General features: G+C 67.8%; 10 protein-coding genes and 1 tRNA gene. 9 read left to right on the forward strand and 2 right to left on the reverse strand.

What is annotated here, in order from left to right:
• Window positions 1-43: 43 nt before the first annotated feature.
• The 7 genes from AC0IX4_RS21285 to AC0IX4_RS21315 all read left to right on the forward strand — a co-directional run bounded on the left by AC0IX4_RS21285 (window position 44) and on the right by AC0IX4_RS21315 (window position 9,135).
• Window positions 44-2,890, forward strand: coding sequence for a DEAD/DEAH box helicase (locus AC0IX4_RS21285; RefSeq protein ID WP_042575524.1), 2,847 nt, complete (start codon window positions 44-46; stop codon window positions 2,888-2,890).
• Window positions 2,891-3,652 carry an SWIM zinc finger family protein gene (locus tag AC0IX4_RS21290; RefSeq protein WP_042575523.1) on the forward strand — a complete coding sequence of 254 codons (762 nt, stop codon included), beginning with the start codon at window positions 2,891-2,893 and terminating at the stop codon, window positions 3,650-3,652.
• Window positions 3,653-3,721: 69 nt separating this feature from the next.
• The gene (locus tag AC0IX4_RS21295; RefSeq protein WP_471830966.1) at window positions 3,722-5,230 is read left to right on the forward strand and encodes a CoA-acylating methylmalonate-semialdehyde dehydrogenase; all 1,509 of its coding nucleotides are present in this window, start codon (window positions 3,722-3,724) and stop codon (window positions 5,228-5,230) included.
• A gap of 11 nt (window positions 5,231-5,241) precedes the next feature.
• On the forward strand, window positions 5,242-6,381 hold the full coding sequence (locus AC0IX4_RS21300; RefSeq protein WP_042575625.1) for an acyl-CoA dehydrogenase family protein: 1,140 nt from the start codon (window positions 5,242-5,244) through the stop codon (window positions 6,379-6,381).
• Window positions 6,378-7,463 carry an enoyl-CoA hydratase/isomerase family protein gene (locus tag AC0IX4_RS21305; protein ID WP_471830967.1) on the forward strand — a complete coding sequence of 362 codons (1,086 nt, stop codon included), beginning with the start codon at window positions 6,378-6,380 and terminating at the stop codon, window positions 7,461-7,463. Before AC0IX4_RS21300 ends, AC0IX4_RS21305 begins: the two co-directional genes overlap by 4 nt.
• Window positions 7,457-8,353, forward strand: a complete 897-nt coding sequence (gene mmsB / locus AC0IX4_RS21310) for a 3-hydroxyisobutyrate dehydrogenase (RefSeq protein WP_471830995.1) — start codon at window positions 7,457-7,459, stop codon at window positions 8,351-8,353. Before AC0IX4_RS21305 ends, mmsB begins: the two co-directional genes overlap by 7 nt.
• Window positions 8,350-9,135: an enoyl-CoA hydratase gene (locus AC0IX4_RS21315; protein WP_056073086.1), complete on the forward strand. Its 786-nt coding sequence runs from the start codon at window positions 8,350-8,352 to the stop codon at window positions 9,133-9,135. Before mmsB ends, AC0IX4_RS21315 begins: the two co-directional genes overlap by 4 nt.
• A 70-nt stretch (window positions 9,136-9,205) precedes the next feature.
• Here the strand turns inward: AC0IX4_RS21315 and AC0IX4_RS21320 are convergent, their stop codons facing one another.
• Window positions 9,206-9,736, reverse strand: coding sequence for a MarR family winged helix-turn-helix transcriptional regulator (locus tag AC0IX4_RS21320; RefSeq protein WP_042575519.1), 531 nt, complete (start codon window positions 9,734-9,736; stop codon window positions 9,206-9,208).
• Between the two features lie 198 nt (window positions 9,737-9,934).
• On the opposite strand from AC0IX4_RS21320, the gene AC0IX4_RS21325 reads away from it, so the two are divergent.
• Together AC0IX4_RS21325 and AC0IX4_RS21330 are read left to right on the forward strand one after the other, a co-directional pair.
• Window positions 9,935-10,744 (forward strand): hypothetical protein, encoded by an 810-nt coding sequence (locus AC0IX4_RS21325; RefSeq protein WP_471830969.1) that lies wholly within the window; start codon window positions 9,935-9,937, stop codon window positions 10,742-10,744.
• A gap of 69 nt (window positions 10,745-10,813) precedes the next feature.
• Window positions 10,814-11,449: an alpha/beta hydrolase family protein gene (locus AC0IX4_RS21330; protein WP_471830971.1), complete on the forward strand. Its 636-nt coding sequence runs from the start codon at window positions 10,814-10,816 to the stop codon at window positions 11,447-11,449.
• Here AC0IX4_RS21330 and AC0IX4_RS21335 read toward each other — a convergent pair.
• A tRNA-Arg gene (locus AC0IX4_RS21335) sits at window positions 11,450-11,525 on the reverse strand.
• Window positions 11,526-11,534 lie beyond the last annotated feature (9 nt).

An 11,534-nucleotide genomic window follows, 5' to 3' on the forward strand; every position in this document is an offset into this window, starting at 1 on the left:
ACGGCACCTCCGTGCACAGGCCGCTCGATGATTGGATGGGGCCATGCTGCACGGCCTCTGGACACCCGGTTCGGGTCTCATGCTGTGGGAAGACGACGTGGCTGCCGGCGGGTCGGACGAGGCGGGCGAGCTTCCCCCGTACCTCGCGAAGATCGTCTCCCGGCGGATGCGGCACCGGGCGAACGTCACGCTGCCCTCGCCCGGCGGTCACACCGTCGTGTCGATGCCGGCCGTGGCGCTGGCCCCGGTCGACGCCGCGGAGGCGTTGTTGAGGGTGCCCACCGACCACCGCGGCATCTCCGGTGATCTCCGCTATCTCGCAGTACTCGCGGCGGGAGTGGAGCGGTGGGTCCGGGCCGGGCGCGTCGTGCCGAGGCAGACGCGTGAGGACTCGCAGTGGTGGACGCGGTGGACGCTCGTCGGCGGTGAGCCGCAACGTGCGTGGCGCGCCGAACTGGCGGCCGCGATGCCCCCGGTGCAGTCGGCGGAGGGCGGGGCGCGCGCGGTCCTCGACGACATCCTCACCGAGATCACCGACCCTGTCGTGCGGCGGGTCATCGGACGCCCCGACGTCGAGCACCCCCTGTTGGTGTCACTGGTGGAGGAGGAGCCGTACGAGGACGGATCGGCCAGATCCGAGGCAGCACTGGAACAATGGCGTGCCAGTCTCCGCAGCGACGAACCCGATCTCCTCCTCCGCCTGACGGAGCCGGAGGACGACGGGGAGGAGAACCCGCTGTGGCCCCTCGAGGTCCTCCTCCGCGCGGAGGGTGAAGCTCCGAGACACGTGGTGCTGCACCGCGGTTCGGGTGCGGTGGAGGGCGGGATCCGCGACGCGGAGTCGTTCCGGGTCGCGGTGGCCAAGCTCGGCGAGGCGATGGCAGCCTACGAGCCGCTCCGCGGAATGGACACCGATCCCGGCTCGCTCGACATGCTGCTCCCGACCGAGGCTGTCACCGACTTCGTCCTGCACGGCGTCGAGAAGCTGCGCGCGGCCTCGGTGGGGGTGCTGTTGCCGCGGGCGTGGAGCGCCCTCGACGCGTCGTTGCGTCTGAAGGTCGACACACCGCCGTCTCCCACGGCGGAGAATCGGGCCGTCGGCCTCGACGAGATCGTCGCGTACGACTGGCAACTCGCGATCGGGGACATGGTGCTGACCCCGGAGGAGATGGCACGCCTGTCGTCCTCCAAGGGTGATCTGGTCCGGTTGCGCGGCAAGTGGGTCCAGGCCGACGGTGCCGTACTCGGTCGTGCCATCGAGTACGTGAAGAAGCAGAACCGGGATCGGTCGTTACCGCTGGCAGCAGTTCTCGGTCAGCTCTCGGCCGAGGTGCCACCGCCCCTGCCCGTCGAGGAGATCGTCGCCACCGGCTGGGCCGAGAAGCTCCTCGACCCGGACAGGCGGCCGGAGCCGGTGGAGGTGCCCGCGTCCGTCGACGCCACGTTGCGGCCCTATCAGCAGCGTGGGGTCGAATGGCTGGCTTTCATGAGCTCCGCCGGACTGGGCGCCGTGTTGGCCGACGACATGGGACTGGGCAAGACGTTGCAGCTGCTCGTCCTGCTCGCGCACGAACGCGTCGGGCGTACGGACGCAGACGGGAGCCCCACGCTTCTCGTCGCTCCGATGTCGGTGGTCGGCAACTGGCAACGGGAGGCGGCGAAGTTCGTTCCCGGCCTGCGGGTGTACGTCCATCACGGGCCCGACCGCGCGTCGGGCGAGGAGTTCGCCGCCGCCGTGCGCCGTCACGATCTGGTGGTGACGACGTATGCGTTGCTGGCGCGGGACGTCGCGGAACTGTCCGCCCAGACCTGGCGCAGGATGGTGCTCGACGAAGCGCAGCACATCAAGAACAGCAACACGGCCCAGGCGCGCGCTGCACGGGCCGTTCCCGCAGCGCACCGCATCGCCCTGACCGGCACGCCGGTGGAGAACCGGCTGGACGAACTCCGCTCGATCTTCGACTTCTGCAATCCCGGCATCCTCGGTAGCGTCTCGACCTTCCGCGCGCGGTTCGCCGTTCCGATCGAGCGCGAGAAGGACGAGGGCGCGGTCGCTCGATTGCGTTCGCTCACATCACCGTTCGTGCTGCGCCGCGTCAAGACCGACAAGACCGTGATAGCCGATCTTCCCGACAAGTTCGAGATGACGGTGCGATCGAATCTGACCTCCGAGCAGGCCGGTCTGTACCAGGCGGTGGTCGACGAGATGATGCGTCAGATCTCCGAGACCGAGGGCATGGCGCGCAAGGGTGCGGTGCTGGGTGCGCTGACGCGGCTCAAGCAGGTGTGCAACCACCCGGCGCACTTCCTGGACGACGGGTCGACGATCCTGCGTCGAGGCAAGCACCGGTCGGGCAAGCTCGCGTTGGTCGACGACATCCTCGACTCGGTGCTGGGCGACGGCGAGAAGGCTTTGCTCTTCACCCAGTTCACGGCGTTCGGGTCGATGGTCGCCCCCTACCTCGAGCGACGGTTCGGTGTCCCGGTGCCGTTCCTGCACGGCGGGGTGAGCAAGGGACGTCGCGACGCGATGGTCGAGCAATTCCAGACTGCCGACGGCCCGCCGATCATGCTGCTCTCCCTCAAGGCGGGCGGGACGGGACTGAACCTGACCGCGGCCAACCACGTCGTGCACCTGGATCGGTGGTGGAATCCCGCCGTGGAGAACCAGGCGACGGATCGCGCGTTCCGTATCGGTCAGCGCAAGGACGTCCAGGTGCGGAAGTTGTTGTGCGTCGGCACGGTCGAGGAACGGATCGACGCGATGCTGACCACGAAGAAGGACTTGGCCGATCTCGCTGTCGGCTCCGGCGAGAGTTGGATCACGGAATTGTCGACGGGTGAGCTGAGGGACCTGCTGACACTGTCCGAGGATGCGGTGGGCGACTAGATGGCGCAGTTCGATCAGTTCGGTCCCCGTCGGCGCATCAGCGACGGCATCTCGGCGAAGACCACGCGCGGTGCCTTCGGTCGGACGTGGTGGGGCAAGCAGTTCGTCGACACCATCGAGTCCATCGCCGACGCCGGACGCCTCGCTCGTGGACGGACGTATGCCCGCGGCGGGCAGGTCATCTCGATGCAGATGCGTGCAGGTCGTATCGACGGCGACGTGCAGGGCAGCCAGGTCGAGCCGTTCTCGGCGTCGGTCACGATCGCCGTTCTCGACCCGTTCGATCTGGACGAGCTGGTGTCGGCGGTGCAGGAGTCGCCGGGGATGCTGACGGAGTTGGCGTCGGGGTCCGTTCCGCGCGCGCTGGGCCCGCGACTTCTGTTGTCGAGTGCGTCCCAGCTGGATTTCGACTGTTCGTGCCCCGACAGCGGGTGGCCGTGCAAACACGCTGCTGCGCTGACCTATCTCGCCGCGGAGAAGATCGACGAGGACCCGACGAGGCTGTTGACGCTGCGCGGTATCGACCTCGACGCGCTGATCGGTGTGGTCGAGGAGGCCGAGCAGACGGTCGACCCGGACGACCACTTCGGTGATCGCACGGTGCTCCCGGCGCTGCCCGAGCCGGCGTTCGTCCCTGCCTCGGACGACCTCGAGGCGTCATTGCTACGCATTGCGCTCCGCACGGCCGATGTGGAGGAGAGGGCTGTCCGCTCGGGCATGAACGAGTTGGATGCTCTCTACCGACGGATGGGCGGAACGTAGCGCATCGACTCTGGACATACATGGACGTCCGACTATAGGATTACCTGACTCAACGACGAAGGTGGATCCGTGACCCGAGAACTCACTCATTACATCGGTGGCAAGCACGTGTCGGGGGAGTCCGGCCGATTCTCCGACGTGTTCGACCCCAACACCGGCGACGTGCAGGCCCGCGTCCCCCTCGCCAGTACGGCGGAGGTCCAGGCAGCCGTGGCGAATGCCGAAGAGGCGCAGGTCGAGTGGGCGCTGCAGAACCCGCAGAAGCGCGCTCGCGTCCTGATGCGTTTCCTCGCGCTCATCAACGAGAACATGGAGCCGCTCGCCCAGCTGCTCTCCTCCGAGCACGGCAAGACCGTCGCCGACGCCAAGGGCGACATTCAGCGCGGACTCGAAGTCGTCGAGTTCGCCACCGGCATCCCGCACCTGCTCAAGGGTGAGTTCACGGCCAGTGCCGGAACGGGTATCGACGTGTACTCGATGCGCCAACCTCTCGGCGTCGTCTCCGGCATCACCCCGTTCAACTTCCCCGCGATGATCCCGCTGTGGAAGGCCGCGCCCGCCATCGCCTGCGGCAACGCGTTCATCCTCAAGCCGTCCGAGCGGGACCCCTCCGTGCCGCTGCGCCTGGCCGAGCTGTTCCTCGAGGCAGGTGGCCCTCCCGGCATCTTCAACGTCGTCAACGGCGACAAGGAAGCAGTCGACGCGATCCTGACCGACCCCCGCATCAGCGCCGTGGGCTTCGTCGGCTCCACCCCGATCGCGCAGTACATCTACGAGACCGCCGCCGCGCACGGCAAGCGGGCACAGTGCTTCGGTGGCGCCAAGAACCACGCGATCGTCATGCCCGACGCCGATCTCGACGAGGTCGCCGACGCGCTGATCGGTGCCGGCTACGGCAGCGCCGGAGAGCGCTGCATGGCCATCTCCGTCGCCGTACCCGTCGGCGAGGAGACAGCCGAAGCCCTGCGCGCCAAGCTGGTCGAGCGCGTCGAGAAGCTCAGCGTCGGACGCAGCGACGACGCGGGCAGCGACTTCGGACCGCTCATCACGGCCGAGGCCGTCCAGCGCGTCACGGACTACGTGCAGATCGGTGTCGACGAGGGTGCGGACCTGGTGGTCGACGGCCGCGGCTTCTCTCTCGCGGGGCACGAGAACGGGTTCTTCACCGGCGCAACGCTGTTCGACAAGGTGACGACGGACATGCGCATCTACAAGGAGGAGATCTTCGGGCCGGTGCTGCAGATCGTGCGTGCCGACGACTACGAGGAGGCTCTGCGCCTGCCGTCGGCTCACGAGTACGGCAACGGCGTGGCGATCTTCACCCGTGACGGTGACACGGCGCGCGACTTCACCGCGCGGGTCAACGTCGGCATGGTCGGCGTCAACGTTCCCATCCCGGTGCCGATCGCGTACCACACCTTCGGCGGCTGGAAGCGGTCCGGATTCGGCGACCTCAACCAGCACGGTCCGGATTCGGTGCGGTTCTACACCAAGACCAAGACGGTCACCCAGCGGTGGCCCAGCGGCCGCAAGGAAGCTGTGGCGCAGAACCACTTCGTCATCCCGACGATGGACTGACGGTGGCGGACATCTTCGCGCTCGACGAGGACGAGCGCGCGATCAGCGAGACGGCAGCCGATTTCGCCGCGGAGTTCCTCGCTCCGAACGCTGTCGAGTGGGACCGGACCAAGCACTTCCCGGTGGACGTCCTGCGCAAGGCGGCGGCACTGGGCATGGGCGGGATCTACATCGCCGAGGACGTCGGCGGCTCCGGTCTGCGCCGGGTCGACGCCGTGCGGATCTTCGAGAAACTCGCCGCCGGTGATCCGTCGATCGCCGCGTACCTGTCGATCCACAACATGGTCGCCTGGATGATCGACACGTACGGCTCCGACGATCAACGGCGACAGTGGCTTCCGGCCCTGTGCACGATGGACACGCTGGGCAGTTACTGCCTGACCGAGCCCGGTGCCGGGTCGGATGCCGCCGCCCTGTCCACCAAGGCGGTGCGCGACGGCGACACCTATGTCCTGAACGGCGTCAAGCAGTTCATCTCCGGTGCCGGCGAGTCCGGCGTCTACGTCGTCATGGCGCGAACCGGTGGCGCGGGCCCCTCCGGGATCTCGGCGTTCGTCGTCGAGAAGGACACGCCGGGACTGTCGTTCGGCGCCAACGAGGCCAAGATGGGCTGGAACGCGCAGCCCACCCGCCAGGTGATCCTGGAGGACGTCACGGTGCCGGCCGAGAATCTGCTCGGCGGCGAGGGCAACGGGTTCCGCATCGCGATGAACGGGCTCAACGGCGGCCGCATCAACATCGCGGCCTGCTCGCTGGGCGGCGCGACGGCCGCGTTCGACATCGCGGTCCGCTACCTCGCCGATCGGCGAGCATTCGGATCGAGGCTTCTCGACGCACAGGCGTTGCAGTTCAGGCTCGCCGACATGCGCACGGACCTCGAAGCCGCACGTGTTCTCCTGCTGCGTGCGGCCAGTGCGCTCGACGCCGATGCTCCCGACAAGGTGCAGCTGTGCGCCATGGCGAAGAAGTTCACCACCGACGTCGGGTTCACCGTCGCCAACGACGCGCTCCAATTGCTCGGTGGATACGGCTATCTCAGTGAGTACGGTCTGGAGAAGATCGTCCGCGATCTCCGAGTTCATCAGATCCTGGAAGGAACCAACGAGGTCATGCGTATCGTCATCGCTCGATCGGTGGTGGGTGCCGCGTGAGCGACACCGCATCCGAGTCCGACGTTCTCCTCACCGTCGACCGAGGTATCGCCACGGTCACGCTGAACCGTCCCCGCGCCATCAACGCTCTCACTCACGAGATGGTGCGCAGTATCGATGCGGCACTCGTCGAGTGGGAGAAGGACGCGAAGGTCCGCGCCGTTCTCATCACGGGAAACGGTGAGCGCGGTCTGTGCGCCGGCGGCGACATCGTCGCCATCCACGACGACGCGAAGGCGAAGGCGGGGGAGAACTGGCCGACGGGCTCCGCCACCGCACGGTTCTGGCGGGACGAATACATCATGAACTCCCGCATCAGCCGGTACACCAAGCCGATCGTGGCCATCATGGACGGTGCCGTCATGGGAGGCGGTGTCGGGATCTCGGCACACGCATCCGAGCGCATCGTCACCGAGAAGTCGAAGATCGCGATGCCCGAAGTCGGCATCGGCTTCGTGCCCGACGTCGGTGGGACGTATCTGCTCGCCCGTACTCCGGGAGAGATCGGCACACACCTGGCTCTGACCACGGCGCGCATGACGGCCGGTGACGCCATCGCCGCCGGTTTCGCCGACACGTACATCCCGACGGAGTCTCTCGCCGATTTCATCGAGGCGCTCCACACGGGCACCGTCGACACGGCTCTCTCACTCGCCTCTCCGGCCCCGGAGTCCGCGCTGATCGGGCAACGCTCCTGGATCGACGAGGCCTACTCGGGGGAGGACGCGTCGGCGATCGTGGAGCGTCTTCGCGCGCTGGGTCACGACGACGCGGTGGCGGCGGCCGACGCGATCGAGTCGAAGTCGCCCACCTCCGTCGCCGTCACCCTGCGCTCGCTGCGCCGGGCTGCTGCCGCGTCGTCGCTCGACGAGGTTCTCGACGACGAGTACCGCGTGTCCATCGCGTGCCTCGACAGCCCGGACCTCGTCGAGGGCATCAGGGCGCAGGTGGTGGACAAGGACCGGCAGCCGACGTGGTCACCGACCCGCCTGCAGGACGTGTCCCCGGCTGACGTCGACCGCTTCTTCGCACCCCTCGGTGACACCGAGTTGGGTCTCGCATCGAAAGGACCATCATCGTGAGCTCGGTCATCGCATTCCTCGGACTCGGTCACATGGGCGGGCCCATGGCCGCCAATCTCGCGGCCGCCGGGCACGACGTCCGCGGGTTCGACCTCGTCCCGGCGTCGTTGGAGCAGGCTCGCGCCAACGGCATCACCGTCGCGTCGTCTGCTGTGGACGCCGTCCAAGGCGCCGCGGTGGTCGTCACGATGCTTCCCAGCGGCAAGCATGTGCTCGACTGCTACGCGGAGGTCGTTCCGGCCGCGCAGGTCGGCACGTTGTTCATCGACTCCTCGACCATCGACGTCGCGGACGCCCGGTCGGCGGCGGACGCTGCCCGTGCGGGCGGACACCGGGCCGTGGACGCTCCGGTCTCCGGCGGTGTCGGCGGCGCCACGGCCGGAACCCTGACCTTCATGGTCGGGGGCGAGGACACCGACGTCGCCGACGCGAACGCCCTGCTCGAGATCATGGGTCGCAAGATCGTGCACTGTGGACAGAGCGGTAACGGCCAAGCCGCCAAGTTGTGCAACAACATGATCCTCGGTGTGTCGATGATCGCGGTGAGCGAGGCGTTCGTCCTCGGCGAGAAGTTGGGCCTGACCAATCAGGCGCTCTTCGATGTCGCCTCCACCGCGTCCGGGCAGTGCTGGGCGCTGACCACCAACTGCCCGGTACCGGGACCCGTCCCCACGAGTCCCGCGAACAACGACTACACGCCGGGGTTCGCCGCCGCTCTCATGCGCAAGGATCTCGGGCTGGTCTCGGATGCCGTGCGCGCGAACGGTGTCGAGGCGGAGTTGGGGATGCTTGCGGCGAAGATGTACGACGACTATGCCGCCGAGCACGGTGACAAGGACTTCTCGGGCATCGTGCAGGAGATCCGCGAGCGGTCCGGAGGCACGGCATGAGCGGGACACCCGGCTACGAGACCATCGAGGTCCGCACGCAGGGGCGCGTCGGCATCATCACGCTGAACCGCCCGAAAGCGCTGAACGCGTTGAACTCTCGGCTGATGACCGAGGTGGTGGCTGCCGCGACGGCATTCGATCACGACACCGGTATCGGGGCCATCGTGCTGACGGGATCGGAGAAGGCCTTCGCGGCCGGAGCCGACATCAAGGAGATGCAGTCCAAGACGTACATGGAGGTGTACACGACGGACTTCTTCGCGCAGTGGGACGACTTCGCAGCGGTCCGCACACCCACCATCGCGGCCGTCGCCGGGTACGCCCTGGGCGGTGGATGTGAACTGGCCATGATGTGCGACATCCTGATCGCCGCCGACACTGCGCAGTTCGGTCAGCCGGAGATCGCGCTCGGTGTCATCCCGGGAATCGGTGGATCGCAACGCCTGACGCGGGCCGTGGGCAAGGCGAAGGCCATGGAGATGTGCCTGACCGGTCGCAAGATGGGAGCCGAGGAAGCCGAACGTGCCGGGCTGGTGTCGCGCATCGTGCCGGCCGCCGACCTGCTCGACGATGCTCTGGCCACGGCCGAGACCATCGCGGCGAAGTCGCTTCCCATCGCGATGATGGCGAAGGAAGCGGTGAACCGTGCCTTCGAATCGACCCTGGCGGAGGGAGTGCGGTTCGAGCGCCGCCTGTTCCACTCCACGTTCGCCACGGAGGATCAGACCGAAGGCATGACCGCGTTCACCGAGAAGCGTCAACCGGAGTTCCGGCACCGCTGAGTGTCATCAGCCGACGATCCGGTGCAGAATCCCTCGCTCAGCGACGGTTTCCGCACCGGATCGTTGTGCGTCACCAGCCGGATGCGCCCTCGTCGTCGAAGTCGCCTGCCCGCCGCCGGATCCCGGCGAGGATGGAGACGAGCTTGTCCAGGTCCGCGCCGTCCGCACCGGGCAGTCCGAACACACGGTCGTTGAGGTCCTCGGTGGCGGCCACCGCGAGAGTTCTTCCGGTGTCGGTGATCTCGACCAGCGTGGTGCGACGGTCGGTGGGGTGAGGCACGCGCCGGACCAAGCCTGCCTTTTCGAGTCGGTCCACGGCATTGGTCACCGAGGTGGGGTGAACCTGCAGGCGGGCACTGGCTTTCGCCATCGGCAACGCGCCCGTCTTGGTGAACGTGAGGAGCGTCAGCAGTTCGTAGCGCGCGAAGGTGAGACCGGTGGGCTTGAGCACTTCCTCGACGCGCGCCATCATGATCTGCTGCACCCGCATGATCGAGGTGACCGCAGCCATCCCGTCCGCTGCGTCCGCCCATCCGTGTCGGAGCCACTGACGGTGAGCCTCCGCGATCGGGTCCAGCGGGAGCTTGGGTGCTGACGACATGACGTGATCTTCCCACGTCGGGGGCCTCGAGCGCCGACAGCGTGCGGGTGCCGTCGAACCACGTCCGTCACATCAGCATCATGCGACACTTTGGTATCAATGCAGTCTCGACGACCGTGACCTGACGATTCTCGTGGTCGAATCGGACCAGGCGGTTCCCCCAACCCCGCATCTGCCCCCCAGTTCGAGGAGTACCCCATGCGTTCATCACGTCGGTCGATCGCCGTCATGGCCATCGCCTGTGCCGGAGCCCTCGTGTTCCCGGCCGTTGCATCCGCTGAACCTGTCGTCCCGGCAGCGGATCCGCTGCAGCAGGCCCTGTCCACGCTCGAAGGCTCCGCCGCTCCGGGTGATGCCGCGCTCGCTGCCGCCAGGGCCGTCGCCGGAGCTGCGCACAGCGTCGATGTCGCCGAACCGGCCGGTACCGACCCCCTGGCCCTGCTGAACGCCGCGAACGGTCTTCTCAGCGGATTCGGCCTGACCCCGTTCTTCTACCCGACGGCGGCCATCAACTGCTCGGCGCTGCCGGGCGCACCGCTGGGCATCGTTCCCGCTGTGGCCGGCGCGGCTCCCGGGCCGTACACCCCGAAGGTTCCGGGTGTCAGCATCCCGTCCCTTCCCGGCATCGACACCACGATCGCCGATCCCGGCGAGACGCTGTACGCCTTCGTCCCCGCACCGGGCGGCATCGTCAACGACGGCGCCGACAAGTCCGGCATGCAGGTGGCGTGGTTCAACGTGAACTCCCTGAAGGGCGGTTTCGCGGACATGGGCGGGCTCACCGACGTGATCCTCTCCGAGATCATCGAGCCGCTCGGCGAACCGTTCAAGACCATCGGCCGTGACCTGCTGAACAACAACCTCTCCAAGTTCCCCAACGCCGGCGTGCGCCTCGCGCCCGTCGCGACGGGTTCCGGCACCGTGCTCTCCGCGGTCTTCGGGCAGGTGTCCCACGACGGCAAGACCTGCGCCTTCTTCCCCACCGTGGGGCTGACGCAGGTTCCCTGACATCCGACGCGCGAGCGGACGGGCATCGACCACTGCGGTCGGTGCCCGTTCTGCATTACCGTCCCGTGGATGACTCGCGACTGGACGGCGGACGGCATCTCCGGGGTGATCCACGATCCGGTGGGGCCTGTCGTCGCGACGGCAGTGCTGGCGCACGGGGCCGGAAGCAATTGTCACGCAGCGATTCTCGTGCACGTGGCCACCGAGTTGGCCGAGCGGGGCATTCGAGTCGCCCGCATCGATCTCCCGTTCCGGCAGGCCCGGCCCAAGGGGCCTCCGAACCGGGCGGGCGCGGCGGCCGACCGCGCCGGAATCGCTGCCGCGGTGACCGCGATGCGATCCGATGTCCCGATGATCGTGGGAGGGCACTCGTACGGGGGACGGCAGGCCTCGATGCTCGTCGCCGAGGAACCTCGGATCGCCGACGGGCTTCTGGCGCTGTCCTATCCGCTGCATCCACCGAAGAAGCCGGAGACTCTGCGCACGGAGCACTTCCCGGACATTCGGGTGCCGACGGTCGTGGTGCACGGCTCGCGGGACACCTTCGCGACCGGCGAGGAAATGGCGGAGCACACTGCGCTCATCGGCGCACCCGTTACCGTCGTGACGATCGAGGAGGCCGGACACGATCTGGCTCCGACCAGGAAGCCGACGGCCCGCCGTGCGGCGGATGCGGTGATGCAGATGCTCGCGGATCGCGAGTGATGGTGCCCCCGGCAGGATTCGAACCTGCGGCCTTCCGCTCCGGAGGCGGACGCTCTATCCCCTGAGCTACGGGGGCGCACCGGAA

The organism is Rhodococcus sp. AC861, from assembly GCF_979256035.1.